Genomic DNA, 18,691 nt, shown 5'->3' with positions numbered 1-18,691 from the left:
ATTGGCCAATCAAAACGTCCTCATCATCGGCGCGGGTGGCGTCGCGCAAGTGTCCGCGCACAAGGTTGCGCAATGGGCCAAGGAATTCGGCGAATTGCATATCGCCAACCGCACCCAGTCCAAGGCTGACGCGATCGTCGCCAGCCTGCGCGACAAGGGCCACGAGATGCCCTTTACCAGCCACGCGCTGGACGCGATGGATGCCGACGCGGTCGAGGCGCTGATCCGTCAGATCGACGCGGGCATCGTCATCAATGTCGGCACCGCCTTCATCAACATGACGGTGCTGGAAGGCTGTATCCGTGCGGGCGCGGCCTATATCGACACCGCCATTCACGAAGATCCGGCCAAGGTCTGCGAAACGCCGCCCTGGTACGCGAATTATGAATGGAAACGCCGCGAGGACGTGGCCAATGCTGGCATCACCGCCATTCTGGGTGCGGGTTTCGATCCGGGCGTGGTGAATGCCTATGCCCGTTTTGCCGAGGACGAATATTTCGACAAGATCGACAGCATCGATATCGTCGATATCAATGCGGGTTCGCATGGGCGCTGGTTCGCCACCAATTTCGACCCCGAGATCAATTTCCGCGAATTCACCGGCACGGTCTATTCCTGGCAGGGCGGCGAGTGGAAGACCAACAAGATGTTCGAGGTCGGCCGCGAGTGGGACCTACCCGTCGTCGGCAAGCGCACCGCCTATCTGTCGGGCCATGACGAAGTGCACAGCCTGTCGGCCCGATACAAGGACAGCGATGTCCGCTTCTGGATGGGCTTTGGCGATCATTACATCAACGTGTTTACCGTGCTGCAAAATCTGGGCCTGCTGTCGGAACAGCCCGTGATGACCGCCGAGGGCCAGGAGGTCGTGCCCCTGAAGGTCGTCAAGGCCGTGCTGCCCGATCCCGCCAGCCTTGCCCCAGACTATACCGGCAAGACCTGCATCGGCGATCTGGTCAAGGGCAGCAAGGACGGCAAGGAAGGCGAGGTCTTTGTCTATAACGTCGCCGACCACAAGGAAGCCTATGAAGAGGTGGGCAGCCAGGGCATCAGCTATACCGCCGGCGTGCCGCCGGTCGCGGCCGCGATCCTGATCGCGCGCGGCGTCTGGGACGTGAAGAAGATGGTCAATGTCGAAGACCTGCCCGCGCGTCCCTTCCTGGAACTGCTGGGCGAGATGGGCTTGCCGACCCGCGTGATCGACGCCAATGGCGATCACCCCATCTGAACCTGTCGGTCCGAAAATCGACTGACCTTGGGGGGCGGGCCGGAACATTCGGCCCGCCCCACGCGTTTCGCGCCCACAGCGATACCGGATCGTCCGGTGCGGCAGGGGGGACGACATGGCCATCGGCGACCGGCATATTTTTCCGCGCTTTGGACAGGGCGAGGGGAAAAGCAGCCGCGCCGCCAATTGGGCGATCATCGGCATCTTCCTGATCATGGCCTTCGCCGCGCTGGCCCTGGCACGCGATTTTCTGATGCCGGTGACGATGGCGGTGCTGCTGTTCTTCGTCTTTACCCCGATGCGCCGCTTCAACCGTCGCCGCGGCATCCCCGACGTGGCAACCGCGATGGTCGTCACGCTGGGGATCATCGTGGTCGCGGGCGTCATCGCCTATGCGGCAAGCGGTCCGATCAACAGCGCCATCGACAATGTTCCCACGATCAGCACCCGGCTGGAACAGAAATTCGAGAGGGTGCGCGAATCCATGCGCGACATTCAGCAGGCCGCGGCCGAGCTGGACAGCGCCCAGATCGAGGAACGCGAGGCGCAGAACCGCGAAGAGATCAAGATCGCCCGCGAAGAGGAATCGACCCTTGAAACCGTGGCCAAGCTGACGCCGCAGTTGATCGGGCAGGTGGTATTCACGCTTATCCTGATGTTCTTCATGCTGGCCTCGGGCGATCTGTTGTACCTGAAGATCGTCCAGAGCTTTGAAACCATGGCCGAAAAGCGCAACGCCTATCTGGCCCTGCGCGAGATCGAGGATTCGCTTGGCAGTTATCTGGGGGCGATCACCGTCATCAATGCCTGTCTGGGCATCTCGATCGGGCTGGCGATGTGGGCCTGGGGGATGCCCGGTGCACTGCTGTTCGGGATCGGGGCATTCCTGCTGAATTTCGTGCCCTATCTTGGGGCGATTGCCGGTGTGATGATATCGGGGCTTGTCGCGCTGGTGGTGATGCCGGGGCTGTTCGGACCTGCGATGGTCGCCTCGACCTATCTGGCGCTGACCGCGCTTGAAGGTCAGATCATCACGCCCTATTTCGTGTCGCGGCGCTTGCAGATGAACGCCGTCGTCGTGTTCCTGTCGGTTGCCCTGTGGGCGTGGCTGTGGTCGGTGATCGGTATGGTGATCGCGGTGCCGGTTCTGGTCGTGGCCCGCGTTCTGGCCGAGCATGTGCCGGGGCTGGAAAAATTCGGCAACTTCCTTGCCGGGGAAGATCCCCCGCGGCTGGAGGATGAAGAAGAGGAAGACGCACGCGAGATCGTCGAACGTGGTGCCGAGGCCGAGGACGAAGAGGCCGCCCGCGCAGCGACCGCCCCGGTGGTTCACGACAGCGATTAGGATGGCAAAAGGGCCGGTTGATGGACCGGCCCTTTGCAATATCGATGTCGCGCTGTTTAGCCGGCGGGCAGCTGCTTGGCCACCTGATTCACGGCAGCCTCGATCTGCTGGCACTGCGCTTCGACCGTGGTGCCTTGCTGGCTTGCGGCCTGATCCAGCGCGATTTCCGCGCCACCGGCCGAAACCGTGCCTTCGGCGCCTTTCTGTTCGGCGGCGGCACCGGCCTGTTCGTCAGCCTCGGGCAGCATGCCGACCATCTTTTCCTGTGCCGAAACGGCCTCGGCGCCGGTAAAGCCCTGACCTTCGCAATATTTCAGAATGCCCAGCTGGTTGCGCGCGGCCTCGTAGGTGGCGGCGGCATCCATCTGGTTCACTGCCGGTGCAGGGGCCTCTTGGGCGGGGGCCTGCTGTTGAACCTGCTGTTCGGTCTGCGCAGCCTCTTGTGCGATGGCGGCGGGAACGGCCAGCGTGGAAATGCTGACGGCAGCGAATGCGATTTGGCGGAACATCTGGAACTCCTTCTTTCCGTCAATAGGGCGCCCGTTTGCGGACGCGTGCCTTCTAACACCGCGTTCGGAGAATGGATCCGCGATACTGGTCAGCGACGCGAACGCCGCGCTTTCCCGCCGAAAAGCGCCGTTCCGGCCCGATTCCATGCGCGAGTTAAAGCCGTCAGAACATTCACGAATTCACGTTCGGGCGAGAAAATGCGTGATCGCGGGTTTTGTCACGGTGCGCGGCGCGCTTTGGCTTGCCAATTGCGGCAGGGGATCAGGTTTTTGCTGGATTGCGCGGCGCGTTTCTGGTCATTGGGGGCACATCCTTTTCAGAACGATCAAGTCATGAGCATCCATCTTTACCAGAACGACCTGCCCGATGATCTGAACCTTGGCCCGGTTGTGGCCATCGATACCGAAACCATGGGTCTTGATCCGCGCCGCGATCGCCTGTGCCTGGTGCAGATGTCGTCGGGCGATGGCGATGCCCATCTGGTCCAGATCGAGCGCGGCCAGACCGAAGCGCCGAACCTGACCAGGATGCTGACCGATCCCAAGGTTCTGAAGCTGTTCCATTTCGGACGATTCGACATTGCCGCGTTGGAAAATGCCTTTGGTGTGGTGACCGCGCCTGTCTGGTGCACCAAGATCGCCTCGAAGATGGTGCGGACCTTCACCGACCGGCACGGGTTGAAATACCTGCTGAACGAGATGGTGAATGTCGATATCAGCAAACAGCAACAGACCAGCGATTGGGGCGCGCCGGATCTGACCGATGCCCAGCTGGAATATGCGGCTTCGGATGTCCTGCATCTGCACAAGCTGAAAGAGGCCCTGGAGGCGCGGCTGCGCCGCGAGAACCGCATGGGCCTGGCGCAGGCCTGTTTCGATTTCCTTCCCGCCCGTGCCCATCTGGACCTGCTGGGCTGGGGGGATGAAAATGACATCTTCCATCACTAGGTGATGGAACGGCGCCGGGGGGCTGTCTGCCCCCCGGTCCCCCCGAGGATATTTCGACCAAGGCAAAGGGACGGCGGGTGAGCGATTATATCGAGACGGCGCGGCGCGTCATTCGCACCGAGATGACGGGGCTGGATCAGCTGGCCGGTGCGCTGGATGCCGAATTCGACCGCGCGGTCGAGGCGATCCTGAATGCGCAGGGCCGGGTGATCGTGTCCGGCATGGGCAAATCCGGGCATATCGCGCGCAAGATCGCGGCGACGCTGGCCTCGACCGGGACGCCGGCGCAATTCGTGCATCCGGCCGAGGCGAGCCATGGCGATCTGGGCATGGTGACGCAGGCGGATGTCGCGCTGGTTCTGTCGAACAGCGGCGAGACGCCGGAACTGGCCGATCTGATCGCGCATACGCGCCGGTTCCGGATCCCGCTGATCGGCGTCGCTTCGCGACCGGGATCGACATTGCTGCGGCAATCCGACGTGGTTCTGGTTCTGCCTGCCGCCGAGGAGGCCTGTGGCAACGGGATCGTGCCGACCACATCGACCACGATGACGTTGGCGCTTGGCGATGCGTTGGCGGTCGCGTTGATGGAACATCGCCAGTTCACCGCCGAGCATTTCCGCACCTTTCATCCCGGCGGCAAGCTGGGGGCGTTGCTGTCGAAGGTCGGCGATCTGATGCACAGGGATGTGCCGGTCGTGACCGAAGACACGCCGATGACCGATGCGCTTCTGGTGATCAGTCAGAAAGGGTATGGCGTGACCGGTGTCGTCGATCAGGCCGGGGCGCTGATCGGGATTATCACCGATGGCGATTTGCGGCGGCACATGGATGGTTTGCTGACCCTGCGGGCGGGCGAGGTGATGACCCGCAACCCGCGTGTGATCGCGCCCGACGCGCTGGCTGAATCGGCCCTGGCGCAGATGCAGGATCGCAAGATCACCTGTCTGTTCGTGGTCGAGAACGCGGTCCCTTCGGGCATTCTGCATATTCACGACTGCCTGCGGGCCGGGCTGGTCTGAGCCGATGAACCGGACGCGCATCGTCAGATGGTTGCGGGTGCTGCTGCCTTTGGTCGCGCTTGCGATCCTGTCGACGATGTTCCTGTTTTCGGGCAAGCCCGGAACCGAGCCCGAGATCCCCTATGCCGAGGTGGACGCCCAGGGGGCGGTCGAGAAGCCGCGGGTGATCCGGCCCGATTATGCCGGGGTCACCTCGGACGGGGCCGAGCTGAGCTTTCAGGCGCAGCAGGTGGTGCCGGGCAGCGGGCAGGATCAGGGCAGTGCCGACAGTGTCAGCCTTGACTGGCAGCGCCGCGACGGGCTGAGCGCGCATCTGACCGCGCCGACGGGCGGGGTCGACGATCAAGCCGTGTCGCTGACGGGGGGCGTGCGGATGACCACCTCGACCGGGTGGCAGATCGATTCGCCGCGCATCGATGCGGCGACGGACCGATCGGTGGTGAGCGCGCGGGACGGGATCACGGCGGATGGTCCGCTTGGCCAGCTGGACGCCGGCGCGATGGAGCTGTCGCCGCAGGACGGGCCTGCGGTCTTGAATTTCACTGGCGGCGTTCGTCTGATATACACGCCTCCATCCGACTGAAGGATCCACAGATGCTGCGCCAGTTCCTGATCGCCCTTGCCCTGACCACCGGCCCCGCGCTGGCGCAGGATGTCAGCTTTGGCTCGATCGAGGCGGACACCTCGGCCCCGGTCGAGGTGGCGGCGGATTCGCTGAGCGTGAATCAGGGTGACGGCAGCGCGGTTTTCACCGGCAATGTCGTGATCGGGCAGGGCGAGATGCGCCTGTCGGCCGACAAGGTCACGGTTGAATATGCCCAGGGTGGGCAGGATCGGATCAAGTCGCTGCATGCGGTCGGGAATGTCACCCTGGTCAGCGGCGCAGATGCCGCCGAGGCCGCCGAGGGCGTCTATCAGGTCGAGACGGGGCAGGTGACACTGAGCGGTCAGGTGGTTCTGACGCAGGGGCGCAACGTGCTGACCGGCGACAAGATGGTCGTCAATCTGGCCACCGGCGCGGCGCAGGTCGATGGACGTGTCCGATCGGTCCTGCAACCGGGTGGCGGGCAGTGATGCGCGACGTGGCCGCACAGGCGCTGGACGGGCTGACCGTCCGCAATCTGCGCAAATCCTATCGCAACCGGCTGGTGATCCGCGATGTGTCGATCGCGTTGCGGCGGGGCGAGGTGGTGGCGCTTCTGGGGCCGAACGGCTCGGGCAAGACCACCTGCTTTTACTGTATCGCCGGGCTGGTCGCGCCCGATGCGGGGCAGGTCATCATCGATGGGCGCGATGCCACGCGGCTGCCGATGTTTCGCCGCGCGAGGCTGGGCATCGGCTATCTGGCACAGGAAATGTCGATCTTTCGCGGCCTCAGTGTCGAACAGAACATCATGGCCGTTCTGGAAGTCGCGCTGAGCGATCCGCGTCATCGTCGCGACCGGCTGGAAGAGCTGCTTGCGGATTTTTCGATCAGCCATCTGCGCAATGCGCCCGCGCTGGCCCTGTCGGGCGGCGAGCGGCGTCGGGTCGAGATCGCGCGCTGTCTTGCGTCCTCGCCCGGATTTCTGCTGCTGGATGAACCCTTTGCCGGGGTGGACCCGATTGCCGTCGGTGAGATTCGCACGCTTGTCCACGACCTGAAATCGCGCGGAATCGGCGTTCTGATCACGGATCATAACGTGCGCGAGACCCTGGGCATCGTTGACCGCGCCTATATCCTGCATGACGGAAATGTCCTGATGTCCGGCACGACCGAGGAAATCGTGGCCGATCGCCGCGTGCGCGAGGTCTATCTGGGCGAAGGCTTCCAGATGGGCTGACGCGGCCCGGTTTTTCGCAAACTGCAAAATCCAACACGGGCGCGTGTCCCCCGTTGACACTCGGCGCTGGCTGTCACCAAATTGATTTATGCGGGTGCGGTAAAGCGCCGTGCCCCGCCATCCCCGTTTTCCGCCGCATGCCGGCTTGTCGAACGGGTCGGCGCATTGCGGAAAGCGGGCAACCGGAGAGGAAATACGATGCGCTACACCATCAGCGGAAAACACATCGATGTCGGAGACGCCCTGACCACACATGTCGAGGCGGAACTGGGTGAGACTGTCCAGAAATATTCGCAACGCCCGACCGATGCGACCGTGACATTCTCGCGGGACGCGCATCAGTTCCTGTGTGACTGCGTGGTGCATTTGTCGACCGGGCTGACGGTTCAGGCGCGCGGGACCGCCAATGAGATCTACGCCGCTTTCGAGGCTTGCCGCGAAAAGATGGACAAGCAGCTTCGCCGCTACAAGCGCCGCCTGAAGGACCATCACAAGGACCGTTCCGAGCCTGTTGAATTCGGTCAGGCAGGCATGTATGTGCTGTCGGCTGACGAGGATGTTTGGGAATCGAAGGACAACGGTCTGGAACCCATCATCATCGCCGAAATGGAAGCCCGCGTTCCGACCCTGTCGGTCGGTGATGCGGTCATGCAGATGGAATTGGCCGGAACCCCGCTGTTGGTGTTCCGCAACGAGAAACACGGCGGCGTCAATGTCGTCCACCGCCGCGATGACGGCAATGTGGGCTGGATCGACCCTCGCGGAAACGGCTGACGTCGCCCTTCGCGTGATGCTTGCCTGAACTGAACCGCCCCCGGCAGGTCGCACGGGGGCGGCCAGCATTAGGAAAGACGAAACTGGATGCAACTTACCGAGATTCTCAGGTCCGGGGCCGTGCGCTCTTTGGGGCAGGTGACATCGAAGAAGCGGTTGTTTCAGGAACTGGCCGATCTGGCCCATGCTGAATACCGGTTGAACGCGTCCGAGGTGCTGGACGCGCTGCAGGAACGCGAAAGCCTTGGGCCGACCGGTGTCGGGCAGGGCGTGGCGCTGCCACATGCGCGGCTGCATGGTCTGGATCAGGTCGTGGGTCTGTTCCTGCGTCTGGAAAAGCCACTGGATTTCGACGCGGTGGACCGCCAGCCCGTCGATCTGATCTTTGCGCTTCTGGCACCTGAAACCAGCGGCGTCGATCACCTGAAGGCGCTGGCCCTGGTGTCGCGGACATTGCGCGACCCGGATCTGCGCGCCAAGCTGCGGGCAAATGACAACCCGACCGCCCTTCACGCCGTTTTGGCCGCCGCGCAGGGTTTCAAGGCGGCCTGACGGTTTGATTTGGTCCGATTCGGCCCTATATTGAGGGCTGATCAATCAGGAGGGCCGATCATGAAACATGTCAGCGATCAACCCCGGGACCACGGTGCCGCCCGCATGCGCGAATTCACGCGTCAGGACCGCGAGGCGGGGCAGCACCCCGCGATTGCAACCCTGCACAGCCGACCCAAGACGCGTGGCGACGAGAATCGCAAGACCTCGGAATTCCTGCGCATCGATCGTGGCCGTCTGGCCTGACCCGCGCCGCAGTGCATTCTGCAACGAAAAGGGCCGCCCTGATCGGGGCGGCCCTTTCCTTGTATCGGTCGCGTCGTGGATCAGGCGCGGACCAGCGCCTCGTAATCCGCGGCGACTTTGCGGGTGGTCTGGCCGACCTGGAAGTTCCAGTCGCCGATCTGACCCACGGGCGTCACCTCGGCGGCGGTGCCGGTCAGGAAGCATTCCTGGAAATCGTCCAGCTCTTCCGGCTTGATGCGGCGTTCATGCACCGTGATGCCGTTATCCTTCAGCATCTGGATGATGGTCTGGCGGGTGATGCCGTTCAGGAAACGGTCGGCCAGCGGGGTATGAACCTCGCCATCCTTCACGAAGAAGATGTTGGCGCCGGTCGCTTCGGCGACATAGCCTTCCCAATCCATGAACAGCGCGTCCGAGCAGCCTTTTTCCTCGGCGGCGTGTTTGGACATGGTGCAGATCATGTAAAGGCCGGCGGCCTTGGCCGCGGTCGGGATGGTTTCGGGGCTGGGGCGTTTCCACTTGGCCACGTCCAGCTTGGCGCCCTGCGTCTTGGCATCGCCGTAATAGCTGCCCCATTCCCAGGCGCAGACCGCCATGCGGACCGGGTTGCGCTTGGCCGAGACACCCATATCCGGACCTGACCCACGCCATGCCACGACGCGGACATAGGCGTTTTCGAAACCGTTGGCCTTCAGCACGGCCTCTTTCGCGGCGTCGATTTCCTCGGCCGAATAGGGAATGGGCATGTCTAGCAGGCGACCCGACTCGATCAGGCGCAGCGAATGTTCATGCCCCTTGAAGATCTTGCCATCATAGCAGCGTTCGCCCTCGAACACCGAACTGGCGTAATGCAGCGCATGCGTCAGCACATGTACCTTCGCATCGCGCCAGTCGACCAGTTCCCCGTCCATCCAGATCTTGCCGTCGCGATCGTCGTAAGCCGCCGTCATTTTCTTTCTCCATCCTATCCGGGTTTCCGAATCTTGCGCAAAGCGTCCCGGAATCGGCTAATTTCTTGCGTAAGACGCCTTGACGGCTAACAATCCGATCTTGGAAAGTCAACAACGCTGCCATATCAAGGTAGCGCCAACAGATAAGGGGATGCGCGATGCAGCAGAAGGCGCGGGTACAGAACATGATCGGTGAGGATCTTCTGTTCCTGACAGATGACCAGCTGCGCCGCGGGATCGAGGCAATGTTCTTTGCCTACCGGGCCTTCACGGCCGATCCCGACCTGATCCTGGCCGATCTGGATTATGGCCGCGCCCATCACCGTGCGCTGCATTTCATCAATCGCAGTCCGGGCCTGACCGTCACCTCGCTGCTGGCGGTGCTGGGCGTGACCAAGCAGTCGCTGAACCGTGTTCTGCGCACCCTGATCGAGGACAAGCTGGTCGAAAGCCGCGTGGGTCGCCGCGACCGTCGCGAAAGACAGCTGTATCTGACGGATGAGGGGGCTTCGCTGGAACGTCGCCTGTCCGAGGCACAGCGCGCCCGCATGCGCACGGCCTATCGCAATGCGGGCCCGCAGGCGGTGGCGGGTTTCCGGCAGGTGCTGGAGGCGATGATGGACGCCGAGACCCGTGCGCAGTATCAGGCGATGAAGGATCTTTCGGACTAGCCCCCAGATGACCAGTCAAGACGCGCATATCCTGATCGTCGATGATGACGAACGCATCCGGTCCCTTCTGGGCCGATTCCTGCGCAAGAACGGCTTCATGGTGACGACGGCCCGCGATGCCGCCCATGCGCGGCGTCTGCTGGCGGGGCTGGATTTCGACCTGATCGTGCTGGATGTGATGATGCCGGGCGAGGATGGGATCAGCCTGACCCGCAGCCTGCGTCAGTCCCTGACGACGCCGATTCTGCTGCTGACCGCCAAGGGCGAGATCGAGGATCGCATTTCCGGTCTGGAAAGCGGTGCCGATGATTACTTGCCCAAACCCTTTGAGCCTCGCGAATTGCTGCTGCGCATCGGCGCGATCCTGCGCCGTGTGCCCACGATCGAGGTGGCGCAGCCGAAATTCCTGACGCTTGGCCTGCTGCGCTATGACACCGAAAAGGGCGAGCTTTGGCAGGGCGACACGCCCCTGCGACTGACCGGCACCGAACAGGCGCTGTTGCGCCGCATGGCCGCAAGCCCCGGTCAGCCGGTCAGCCGGACCGAGTTGATCGAGGATCTGGGACGCGGTGGCAATGGCGAGGAATCGGACAATTCCGAACGTGCCATCGACGTGCAGATCACCCGCCTGCGCCGCAAGATCGAACCGGACCCGAAAGAGCCGCGCTTTCTGCAGACCGTGCGCGGCGCGGGCTATATGCTTGTGACCGACTGATGGTTGCGGGTGACGGGCAGCGGGCATAGCCTTGGCGGCATGGACGGCGAACTGACATATCTGGGCCAGACGGTCGATGCGGCCACCGCCCTGGCGCTGCTGGAATGGCAGGCCGAACTGGGCGCGGACGAGGCGATTCTGGATGCCGGGATCGACCGCTATGAACTGGCGCAGCGGCCCAGACCCGCGATTCCCGCTGCTGCGGCGACGCCCGCAGCGCCGCCCGTTCAAACCGATCAGGCCGACCAATCCGCGCTGATCGCGCAGGCGCAGGCTTTGGCTGACGGGGCTGATACGCTGGCCGCGTTGGCGGCGGCGCAGGAAGGCTTCGACGGGTTGGAACTGAAGAAGGGTGCGCGGAATTTCTGCTTCGCCGACGGCAATCCCAAGGCGCGCGTGATGATCCTGGGCGAGGCGCCGGGCGACGAAGAGGATCGTCAGGGCCGCCCCTTCGTGGGCCGGGCGGGGCAACTGCTGGACAAGATGTTCGCCGCGATCGGGCTGTCACGCGATGCCGTCGATGCCGAGGCCGCGATCTATGTGGTGAACACGCTGCCGTGGCATCCGCCCGGCGATCGCGATCCGCTGGCCCATGAAATCGCGCTGTCGATGCCGTTTCTGCGTCGGCATGTCGAACTGGCCGCGCCCGATATCATCGTGCTGATGGGCAATATCGCCTGCGAGGCCGCCCTGGGCCGTCGGGGCGTGCTGCGCCTGCGCGGCCAGTGGGGCACAGCCTTTGACCGCCCGGTGCTGCCGATGACGCATCCCGCCTATCTGCTGCGCAACCCGCCCGCCAAACGCGCCGCGTGGGAGGATCTGTTGTCGCTGTCTGCGCGCCTGGACGGTGTTTCCGTTTAGATTTTGTTTCCGCAAGCCCGTATAGTGTCAGGCGCAGCAGGCAGGACGACCCACCCATGCGCTTTCTTTTTCGGGGCCTTAGCGGGCTTTTCATCACCGCACTGACCTTCGGCCTGCTGTTTCTGGCGGGCTTTCAGGTCTGGCAGGTCACCGCGGGGGCGGATGACCCGCAGGGCCGTGGGGCCGGTCGCGATGAACAGGTCTATACCGTTCGCCTGCAATTGCTGGAAAAGCAACGGATCGACCCCTTGTTGCAGGCCTATGGCGTGGTCGAATCGCGCCGCCGGCTGGAACTGCGCGCCAGTGCGGCGGGGCAGATCGTGGCGCTTGGTCCCAACATGTATGAAGGCGGCAGCGTCGGCGCGGGTGAATTGCTGGTGCGCGTCGATCCGGCCACTGCGCAGGCGGTGCTGGACAGCCGCATCGCCGCCCGCGACGATGCCGGCACGACCCTGACCGACGCGCGCCGGATGGTGCAGGTCGCGACCGAGGATCTGGTTTCGGCCGAACGTCAGGCCGATCTGCGCCGCGCCGCGGTTGCCCGCCAGAACGAACTTGCCGCCCGCGGGCTGGGGACCAGCAGTGATCGCGAGACGGCCGAGCTTGCCGCCTCGACCGCGGAACAGGCGGTGACGGCGGCCCGCTCGACCCTGGCCAGCAGCGAGGCAAGCGTGAACGCCGCCCAGAACGCGCTGCGCCGCGCCGAGATCGACCTGACGACCGCGCGCCGCGATCTGGCCGATACCGAAATCCGCGCCTCGTTCGATGGGCGCGTGACCGGCGTCACCGCCGTCGAAGGCGGGCTGGTCAGCCTGAATGAACAGCTGGGCGAATTGATCGACCCGGACCGGCTGGAGGTCAGCGTGCCGCTGTCGTTGCAACAGTTTTCGCGGCTTGTCGCGGATGGCCGTTCGCCCGCCGGAACGCCGGTGACGGTGATCCTTGACGGCTCGGCCGGACGGCTGTCGGCGCGGGCCGAAATTGACCGCGACGCGGCTTCGGTCGCCGAAGGGTCGGCAGGGCGCGTGGTCTATGCGCGGATCGTCGATGAGCGCGTCGCGATGCGCCCCGGCGATTTCGTCACCGTCGAGATCGACGAGCCCGCCCTGACGGATGTGGCGCTGATCCCCGCCGCTGCCGTCGGTGCCGATGGCGCGGTTCTGGTCGCGGGCGATCAGGGCCGCTTGCGCGCCCAGCCCGTGCGCGTGCTGCGCAGGCAGGGCGATGACGTGATCATCGCCGTGTCCGATATGCTGGATGGGGCGCGGATCGTATCGGAACGCGGCCCGCAACTGGGCGCGGGCATCCGTGTCCGCGATGCCGATGCACCGCCGGACGATCCGGTGCAGGATCAGCGTGCTCAATCCCGGCCCGGTGCCGAAAATGGCTGACAGGCAACAATCCTCGGGGGGGATTCTGGCGCTGTTCGTGCGCCACGCCACGCTGGCCAATCTGGTGTTGGTGGTGATGGTGGTGGCCGGTCTATACGCCGCCCCGCGCCTGCGGGCGCAGTTCTTCCCCGATACCGTGATCAACGAAATCGACGTCACCGTCAGATGGGATGGCGCCGGGGCCGAGGATGTGGATCAGGCCATCGTCGCGGTCCTGGAACCCGCGCTGATGTCGGTCGAGGGGGTCGATACGATCACCTCGCGCGCCGTGCAGGGCCGTGCGGCCATCGAGATCGAGTTCGAACCCGATGCCGACATGTCGCAGGCCAGTTCCGATGTCGAAACCGCGATATCCACGGCGGGCGATCTGCCTGACGGCGCCGAGGATCCCGAAATCACGCGCAGCGCCTGGCGCGACCGGGTCGCCGATGTCGTGATCACGGGACCGGCGGGTCTGGATCAGCTGGGCCGCATCGCAGATGAACTGGTCAACCTGCTATATGCCGAGGGCATCACCCGGTTGGGCGTGACCGGAATTTCCGCGCCCGAAACGGTGATCGAGGTGCAGATGCTGGACCTTGTGCGCCATGACCTGACCATGCAGGACATCGCCGGCGCCGCGGGGGCGGCTGCCGCGACCACGCCTGCGGGCGATGTATCCTCGGGTGCGGCGCGGGTCCGCACGGGCGGCGAGACGCGCGACCCTGCCGGTGTGGCGGCACTGCCGCTGAAGACGCTGTCGGACGGGACGGTGCTGACCATCGGCGATGTGGCCGAGGTCCGCAGTTCGGGTCTGGCCGAGAATGTGGCGTATTTCGTCGGCGAACATCCTGCGGTCATGGTCGGCGTTCAGCGCAGTGCACAGGGCGATGCCATCGGCATTCAGCGACAGCTGGAACAGGTCGTCGCAGGCATGGCCCCGCGCCTGCCCGAGGGGGTCCAGATGACCCTGGTTCGCGCCCGGGCCGAACTGATCGCGGGGCGATTGCAGCTGTTGCTGGACAATGCGTTGACCGGGCTGGCCTTGGTTCTTGGCCTGCTGTTCCTGTTTCTGAATGCACGCACCGCGCTGTGGGTCGCATTGGGGATCCCCGCCTCGCTGCTGACGGCGATTGCGTTGATGTATGCAGTGGGCATGAGCCTGAACATGATCTCGCTTTTCGCGCTGATCCTGACCTTGGGGATCATCGTCGACGATGCGATCGTGGTCGGTGAACATGCCGATTACCGCGCCCGGAAACTGGGCGAGCCCGCGGCGCTGGCGGCGGAACGCGCGGCGCGGCGCATGGCGGCGCCGGTGGTGTCATCGACCCTGACCACGGTCATCGCCTTTGCCGGGCTGCTGGCGATTGGCGGGCGCTTTGGCACATTGATCGTCGACATTCCGCAGACGGTGATCCTGGTCCTGATCGCGTCGCTGATCGAATGTTTTCTGGTTCTGCCCAGCCATATGGCGCATGCGCTGACCCGTTCGGCCCGGCGGAACTGGTATGATCGGCCCTCGAAGGTGGTCAATCGCGGGCTGGACTGGTTGGTCCGGCATGGGCTGCGGCCGCTGATGCGCGGGGTGATCGCGCTGCGCTATCCGGTTCTGGCGGCAACGATTGCCTGTTTTGGCTGGTCGGCGGCCACGTTGATGTCAGGCACCGTGCCGTGGCGGTTCTTCGATGCCCCCGAACGCGGCAGCGTGGCCGGAAATTTCGCCATGCTTCCGGGGGCCACGCGCGAGGACACGTTCCGCGTGATGACGCAGATGCAGGATGCGGTCGACCGCGTCGCCGCCGACTATCAGGCCGAATATGGCGTGAACCCGGTCACCCACGCGATGGCCATGGTGGGCAGCAATTCGGGCCGCCCCCTGCCGGGCGCCGATACCAAGGATCCCGACCTTCTGGGGGCAATCCAGCTGGAACTGATCGACAGCGATTTTCGTCCCTATTCCAGTTTCGAACTGGTCGCGGCACTGCAACAGGCCATGCCGCAGGATCCGCAGCTGGAAACCGTCAGCTTTCGCGGCTTTCGGTCCGGGCCCGGCGGCGACGCGATTTCGGTCCGCATGACCGGGGCCGATGCGCAGCGCCTGAAAGCCGCGTCCGAGGCGTTGATCGCAAGGCTGTCCGTGTTTCCCGAAGTCTCGGCGCTTGAAGACAGCATGCCCTATGACAAGGAGGAACTGGGACTGGAACTGACCGCGCAGGGGCGTGCGCTGGGGTTCACGACGCAGGGGCTTGCACAGGAACTGCGGCAGCGGCTTGGCGGGATCGAGGCGGCCACCTATGCCGTCGGCACGCGGACCGGCGCGATTCAGGTCGAATTGCCCGAGGAATGGCGCAGCGGCGATTTTCTGGACCGCATGATGATGCGCGCGGCTTCGGGCCAATGGGTGCCGCTGGCCGATATCGTAACGGTCGAGACGCGAGCCGGTTTTTCGACCGTGCGCCGCGAAAACGGCGAGCGGATGATCCTGGTCACCGGCGACATCTCGGACGACGATCCGGCGCGGGCGGCGCAGATCACCGCGCAGTTGCAGGATCAGATCGTGCCCGCGATCGCGTCGGAATATGGCATCAATTACAAGGTGACCGGCCTTGCCGAACAGGAAAGCGACTTTCTGGGCGAGGCGCTAAGCGGTTTCGTTCTTGCGCTGGTCGGCATCTATGCCGTGTTGGCCTGGATCTTTGCCAGCTGGACCCGCCCGCTTGTGGTGATGGCGGTCATTCCCTTCGGTCTGATCGGCGCGGTCTGGGGGCATTATCTGTGGAACCTGCCGATGTCGATGTTCTCGATCGTGGGGCTGATCGGCATGTCGGGGATCATCATCAACGATTCCATCGTCCTGATTTCCACGATCGACGAATATGCGCGCGACAGGGGGCTGCGCCCGGCGACCGTCGATGCCGTCTGCGACCGGTTCCGCCCGGTTCTGTTGACCACGTTGACCACGGTTCTGGGGCTGGCGCCGCTGCTGTATGAACGGTCGTCACAGGCGCTGTTCCTGAAGCCGACGGTGGTGACGCTGGCCTATGGTCTGGGCTTCGGGATGCTGGTCGTTTTGCTGGTGGTGCCCGCCGCGCTGTCGGTCGGCACCGATATCGCGCAGGCCCGGCGCGGGTTCCGCCGGGCCTGGCGCAGCGCGGTGTTGCGCCCGGCGATCGGGGCGGGTGTCGCGGTGTCGGTTCTTGCCTTCGCGGCGACGCTGCTGCCGGTGACCCTGTTGCCCGTGCTGGGAACAGGCTTGCCCGCATGGTGGCCGGTGGCCGGGTCTATCGGGCAGGCGCTGATCTGGTATGTGCTGGGCCTGTTGATCGCGGTTCTGGTTGCGCTGCTGGTCAGCTGGCGGACTGGCAGCCCGTCAGCTCTTCGGCACCGGAGTCACCGATCAGCGTGATCCGCACCTGATCGGTCTTCAGATCGAAGGGTTTGCCCGAGGGTGGCACGAAATCCGATACCGCCGCGCCATCGCTGATTTCCGCAAGCGATACCCAGACTTCTGGCTGGCCGACCAGTTCCATCGCGGCGACACGGGCCGCGCGGCCGGACAGATCGACCCGCAGCCGGACCCCGTCCTCGATGGGTTCGGCGCGGCAGCTGACCGGGCCGTCGCCTCGCCGCGGCTGGCTGTCCAGCGCCGCGGTGATGCGCGGGTCGGGTTCCTTCGCCGCCGCCATTGCCGTCAGGTCCAGATGCGCGGGCACGCAGATCCGTTCGCAGAGGCCCAGATCGACGGTGGCCTGCAGGGCGATGGGCTGGCCTGCCTTGGCGGGCGTCACGGTGAAGGGCAGGATCAGCCGGTCGTGATAACCAAGCGTGACCTCATCGCCCGAAGTGATCGCCTCGGGCGCGGGCCAGTGAAATGTCACGTCGCCCAGGTTTTCCGACCCTTGCCAGTCGAAATGCGGCGGCAGGCCGCTGTCGCCGGGATTGCGCCAATAGGTTTTCCAGCCGGGCTGCATGTCCAGTTCCAGCGCGGCAATGCGGTTGCCCTGTTCATCGGTCCATCCGGGCAGCAGCCGGGCCGAGTTCAGCCCCGGCGGCAGGTCCTGGGCCAGGGTCGGCAAAGCGGACAGGCACATCAGCGCCACGGGAAGAATTTTGTTCGACATGCCCGTGTTTTAACCATGAAAGCGCTGCGGCAGAAGTCACAAACGCGCGGGGGGCTTGCATCCTTGGTCCGCAGCCCCGATCTTGAGGTAAAGGAGGCCCGATGAGCAGCAGCCCCAGTGATACCCCCGATCCCCAAAACCTGACGGGCAAGGTGCTGATCGCCATGCCGGGGATGACCGATCCGCGCTTTCAGCGGTCGGTGGTGCTGATCTGCGCACATTCGGATGAAGGGGCGATGGGGCTGGTTCTGAACCGTCCCATGCCCGAGATCGATTTCGGCGAGTTGCTGGAACAGCTGGGCATCGAAACCGACGCCGCCCGTCCCATCGAGGTGCGCTTTGGCGGCCCGGTCGAGCCTGGGCGCGGCTTTGTCCTGCATACCGTGCCCGAACATGGCGACGATCCTGAAGGACGGCTGCGCATCGGGCAGGCGCTGGCCCTGACGACGACGCGCGATATTCTGGAAGATCTGGCCCATGGCAACGGTCCGGACAGCGCGGTTCTGGCGCTTGGCTATGCCGGATGGGGGCCGGGACAGCTGGAAGACGAGATGTTGCAGAATGGCTGGCTGACCGGCAACAGCGCGGATGAGCTGATCTTCGGGTCCGATCACGATGCCAAATGGCAGGCCGCGCTGCGTGCGCAGGGGATCGATCCGTCGATGCTGTCGGGGGCGGCGGGGCGCGCCTGAGGACGCGCCCGGCGCGTTTTACCAGTTTGGGAAGAACCGGTCGGAGGGGGTGAAGATCTCGCACCCGTCGGCGGTGACGCCGATCGAATGTTCGAACTGTGCCGACAGCGACTTGTCGCGGGTCACGGCGGTCCAGTCATCGGCCAGAACCTTGGTTTCCGGGCGGCCCAGATTGATCATGGGTTCGATGGTGAAGAACATGCCTTCTTCCAGAACCGGGCCTTTCCCCTCGCGTCCGAAATGCAGGACGTTGGGCGGGGCGTGGAACACGCGTCCGATGCCGTGGCCGCAGAAATCGCGCACGACCGACATCTTGCGCCCCTCGGCATAACGCTGAATCGCGGCGCCGATATCGCCGAAGGTTGCGCCGGGGCGCACGGCCTCGATCCCCTTCATCAGCGCGTCATGGGTGACCTGCACCAGCCGCTGTGCCTTGATCGACGGCTTGCCCGCCACATACATCCGGCTTGTATCGCCATACCAGCCATCGACGATCACGGTGACGTCGATATTCAGGATGTCGCCGTTCTGCAGCAGCTTGTCGCCGGGAATGCCGTGGCAGACGACATGATTGACGCTGATGCAGCTGGCATGCTGATAGCCGCGATAGCCGATCGTGGCCGAGGTGACGCCAAGCTCTTCGATCCGGCGGGTGATGAATGCATCCAGCGCGCCGGTGCTGACGCCGGGTTCGACCAGCGGTCCGACCTCGTCCAGGATCTGCGCGGCGACGGCACCTGCCTTGCGCATGCCCGCGAAATCCTCGGCCAGGTGAATGCGGATGCCTTCCTTGGTGATGTGGCTGTCGTTGTCCATCGCAGATCCTTTCAGTTGGTGCATAGATAGCCATGACGCGCCACT

20 protein-coding genes are annotated in these 18,691 nt (G+C 64.4%); 16 read left to right on the top strand and 4 right to left on the bottom strand.

What is annotated here, in order from left to right:
* The first annotated feature begins 1 nt into the window (after position 1).
* Positions 2-1,228 carry a saccharopine dehydrogenase family protein gene (locus BMX67_RS01205; protein ID WP_090731849.1) on the top strand — a complete coding sequence of 409 codons (1,227 nt, stop codon included), beginning with the start codon at positions 2-4 and terminating at the stop codon, positions 1,226-1,228.
* Positions 1,229-1,343: 115 nt separating this feature from the next.
* On the top strand, positions 1,344-2,573 hold the full coding sequence (locus tag BMX67_RS01200) for an AI-2E family transporter (RefSeq protein ID WP_090731848.1): 1,230 nt from the start codon (positions 1,344-1,346) through the stop codon (positions 2,571-2,573).
* 56 nt (positions 2,574-2,629) lie between these two features.
* On the opposite strand, the gene BMX67_RS01195 is transcribed toward BMX67_RS01200, so the two are convergent.
* On the bottom strand, positions 2,630-3,082 hold the full coding sequence (locus BMX67_RS01195; protein ID WP_090731846.1) for a pore-forming ESAT-6 family protein: 453 nt from the start codon (positions 3,080-3,082) through the stop codon (positions 2,630-2,632).
* Between the two features lie 333 nt (positions 3,083-3,415).
* Here BMX67_RS01195 and BMX67_RS01190 point away from each other — a divergent pair, with 333 nt between their 5' ends.
* From BMX67_RS01190 to BMX67_RS01155, 8 genes are all read left to right on the top strand, one after another.
* Positions 3,416-4,030, top strand: a complete 615-nt coding sequence (locus BMX67_RS01190) for a ribonuclease D (protein WP_090731844.1) — start codon at positions 3,416-3,418, stop codon at positions 4,028-4,030.
* Positions 4,031-4,152: 122 nt separating this feature from the next.
* On the top strand, positions 4,153-5,052 hold the full coding sequence (locus BMX67_RS01185; RefSeq protein ID WP_090732191.1) for a KpsF/GutQ family sugar-phosphate isomerase: 900 nt from the start codon (positions 4,153-4,155) through the stop codon (positions 5,050-5,052).
* A gap of 4 nt (positions 5,053-5,056) precedes the next feature.
* Complete coding sequence (locus tag BMX67_RS01180; RefSeq protein ID WP_090731843.1) at positions 5,057-5,635, top strand: hypothetical protein; 579 nt, start codon at positions 5,057-5,059, stop codon at positions 5,633-5,635.
* An 11-nt stretch (positions 5,636-5,646) separates the two neighbouring features.
* Positions 5,647-6,126, top strand: a complete 480-nt coding sequence (gene lptA / locus BMX67_RS01175) for a lipopolysaccharide transport periplasmic protein LptA (RefSeq protein ID WP_090731841.1) — start codon at positions 5,647-5,649, stop codon at positions 6,124-6,126.
* Entirely contained in the window at positions 6,126-6,875 is a 750-nt protein-coding gene (gene lptB, locus BMX67_RS01170; RefSeq protein ID WP_090731839.1) for an LPS export ABC transporter ATP-binding protein, read from the top strand. Before lptA ends, lptB begins: the two co-directional genes overlap by 1 nt.
* A gap of 198 nt (positions 6,876-7,073) precedes the next feature.
* Entirely contained in the window at positions 7,074-7,649 is a 576-nt protein-coding gene (gene hpf / locus BMX67_RS01165; RefSeq protein WP_090731838.1) for a ribosome hibernation-promoting factor, HPF/YfiA family, read from the top strand.
* Between the two features lie 87 nt (positions 7,650-7,736).
* Positions 7,737-8,201, top strand: a complete 465-nt coding sequence (locus tag BMX67_RS01160; RefSeq protein WP_090731836.1) for a PTS sugar transporter subunit IIA — start codon at positions 7,737-7,739, stop codon at positions 8,199-8,201.
* 60 nt (positions 8,202-8,261) lie between these two features.
* Positions 8,262-8,447 (top strand): hypothetical protein, encoded by a 186-nt coding sequence (locus BMX67_RS01155; protein WP_245739041.1) that lies wholly within the window; start codon positions 8,262-8,264, stop codon positions 8,445-8,447.
* Positions 8,448-8,527: 80 nt separating this feature from the next.
* On the opposite strand, the gene BMX67_RS01150 is transcribed toward BMX67_RS01155, so the two are convergent.
* Positions 8,528-9,397 (bottom strand): branched-chain amino acid aminotransferase, encoded by an 870-nt coding sequence (locus tag BMX67_RS01150; RefSeq protein ID WP_090731834.1) that lies wholly within the window; start codon positions 9,395-9,397, stop codon positions 8,528-8,530.
* Between the two features lie 158 nt (positions 9,398-9,555).
* Here BMX67_RS01150 and BMX67_RS01145 point away from each other — a divergent pair, with 158 nt between their 5' ends.
* From BMX67_RS01145 to BMX67_RS01125, 5 genes are read left to right on the top strand one after another with little or no spacing between them, the layout of a single operon-like run.
* Positions 9,556-10,068, top strand: a complete 513-nt coding sequence (locus BMX67_RS01145; protein WP_245739039.1) for a MarR family winged helix-turn-helix transcriptional regulator — start codon at positions 9,556-9,558, stop codon at positions 10,066-10,068.
* A gap of 7 nt (positions 10,069-10,075) precedes the next feature.
* The gene (locus tag BMX67_RS01140) at positions 10,076-10,783 is read left to right on the top strand and encodes a response regulator (RefSeq protein WP_090731833.1); all 708 of its coding nucleotides are present in this window, start codon (positions 10,076-10,078) and stop codon (positions 10,781-10,783) included.
* A 39-nt stretch (positions 10,784-10,822) separates the two neighbouring features.
* On the top strand, positions 10,823-11,644 hold the full coding sequence (locus tag BMX67_RS01135) for a uracil-DNA glycosylase (RefSeq protein WP_090731831.1): 822 nt from the start codon (positions 10,823-10,825) through the stop codon (positions 11,642-11,644).
* A gap of 56 nt (positions 11,645-11,700) precedes the next feature.
* Positions 11,701-13,035 carry an efflux RND transporter periplasmic adaptor subunit gene (locus BMX67_RS01130; protein WP_090731830.1) on the top strand — a complete coding sequence of 445 codons (1,335 nt, stop codon included), beginning with the start codon at positions 11,701-11,703 and terminating at the stop codon, positions 13,033-13,035.
* Positions 13,028-16,423 carry an efflux RND transporter permease subunit gene (locus tag BMX67_RS01125; protein ID WP_090731829.1) on the top strand — a complete coding sequence of 1,132 codons (3,396 nt, stop codon included), beginning with the start codon at positions 13,028-13,030 and terminating at the stop codon, positions 16,421-16,423. The genes BMX67_RS01130 and BMX67_RS01125 overlap by 8 nt, the downstream gene beginning before the upstream one ends.
* On the opposite strand, the gene BMX67_RS01120 is transcribed toward BMX67_RS01125, so the two are convergent.
* Positions 16,365-17,138, bottom strand: a complete 774-nt coding sequence (locus BMX67_RS01120; RefSeq protein WP_245739037.1) for a protein-disulfide reductase DsbD domain-containing protein — start codon at positions 17,136-17,138, stop codon at positions 16,365-16,367. The two genes, BMX67_RS01125 and BMX67_RS01120, sit on opposite strands and share 59 nt — an antisense overlap.
* A 101-nt stretch (positions 17,139-17,239) precedes the next feature.
* Between BMX67_RS01120 and BMX67_RS01115 the strand changes: the two genes are divergently transcribed.
* Complete coding sequence (locus BMX67_RS01115) at positions 17,240-17,830, top strand: YqgE/AlgH family protein (protein ID WP_090731827.1); 591 nt, start codon at positions 17,240-17,242, stop codon at positions 17,828-17,830.
* Between the two features lie 18 nt (positions 17,831-17,848).
* Here BMX67_RS01115 and map read toward each other — a convergent pair whose 3' ends face one another.
* Entirely contained in the window at positions 17,849-18,646 is a 798-nt protein-coding gene (gene map / locus BMX67_RS01110; protein WP_090731825.1) for a type I methionyl aminopeptidase, read from the bottom strand.
* Positions 18,647-18,691: the final 45 nt, after the last annotated feature.

This window comes from Paracoccus homiensis, from assembly GCF_900111675.1.
GTDB lineage: Bacteria > Pseudomonadota > Alphaproteobacteria > Rhodobacterales > Rhodobacteraceae > Paracoccus > Paracoccus homiensis.
The sequence above is the reverse complement of the archived record's forward strand: the minus strand, read 5'-3'. Positions and strand labels throughout refer to the sequence as shown.

Excerpts from the sequence above, each read along its gene's own strand:
- BMX67_RS01200 (WP_090731848.1), top strand. The coding sequence starts at position 1,344 with ATGGCCATCGGCGACCGGCATATTTTTCCGCGCTTTGGACAGGGCGAG.
- BMX67_RS01195 (WP_090731846.1), bottom strand. The coding sequence starts at position 3,082 with ATGTTCCGCCAAATCGCATTCGCTGCCGTCAGCATTTCCACGCTGGCC.
- BMX67_RS01190 (WP_090731844.1), top strand. The coding sequence starts at position 3,416 with ATGAGCATCCATCTTTACCAGAACGACCTGCCCGATGATCTGAACCTT.
- BMX67_RS01185 (WP_090732191.1), top strand. The coding sequence starts at position 4,153 with ATGACGGGGCTGGATCAGCTGGCCGGTGCGCTGGATGCCGAATTCGAC.
- BMX67_RS01180 (WP_090731843.1), top strand. The coding sequence starts at position 5,057 with ATGAACCGGACGCGCATCGTCAGATGGTTGCGGGTGCTGCTGCCTTTG.
- lptA (WP_090731841.1), top strand. The coding sequence starts at position 5,647 with ATGCTGCGCCAGTTCCTGATCGCCCTTGCCCTGACCACCGGCCCCGCG.
- lptB (WP_090731839.1), top strand. The coding sequence starts at position 6,126 with ATGCGCGACGTGGCCGCACAGGCGCTGGACGGGCTGACCGTCCGCAAT.
- hpf (WP_090731838.1), top strand. The coding sequence starts at position 7,074 with ATGCGCTACACCATCAGCGGAAAACACATCGATGTCGGAGACGCCCTG.
- BMX67_RS01160 (WP_090731836.1), top strand. The coding sequence starts at position 7,737 with ATGCAACTTACCGAGATTCTCAGGTCCGGGGCCGTGCGCTCTTTGGGG.
- BMX67_RS01155 (WP_245739041.1), top strand. The coding sequence starts at position 8,262 with ATGAAACATGTCAGCGATCAACCCCGGGACCACGGTGCCGCCCGCATG.
- BMX67_RS01150 (WP_090731834.1), bottom strand. The coding sequence starts at position 9,397 with ATGACGGCGGCTTACGACGATCGCGACGGCAAGATCTGGATGGACGGG.
- BMX67_RS01145 (WP_245739039.1), top strand. The coding sequence starts at position 9,556 with ATGCAGCAGAAGGCGCGGGTACAGAACATGATCGGTGAGGATCTTCTG.
- BMX67_RS01140 (WP_090731833.1), top strand. The coding sequence starts at position 10,076 with ATGACCAGTCAAGACGCGCATATCCTGATCGTCGATGATGACGAACGC.
- BMX67_RS01135 (WP_090731831.1), top strand. The coding sequence starts at position 10,823 with ATGGACGGCGAACTGACATATCTGGGCCAGACGGTCGATGCGGCCACC.
- BMX67_RS01130 (WP_090731830.1), top strand. The coding sequence starts at position 11,701 with ATGCGCTTTCTTTTTCGGGGCCTTAGCGGGCTTTTCATCACCGCACTG.
- BMX67_RS01125 (WP_090731829.1), top strand. The coding sequence starts at position 13,028 with ATGGCTGACAGGCAACAATCCTCGGGGGGGATTCTGGCGCTGTTCGTG.
- BMX67_RS01120 (WP_245739037.1), bottom strand. The coding sequence starts at position 17,138 with ATGTCGAACAAAATTCTTCCCGTGGCGCTGATGTGCCTGTCCGCTTTG.
- BMX67_RS01115 (WP_090731827.1), top strand. The coding sequence starts at position 17,240 with ATGAGCAGCAGCCCCAGTGATACCCCCGATCCCCAAAACCTGACGGGC.
- map (WP_090731825.1), bottom strand. The coding sequence starts at position 18,646 with ATGGACAACGACAGCCACATCACCAAGGAAGGCATCCGCATTCACCTG.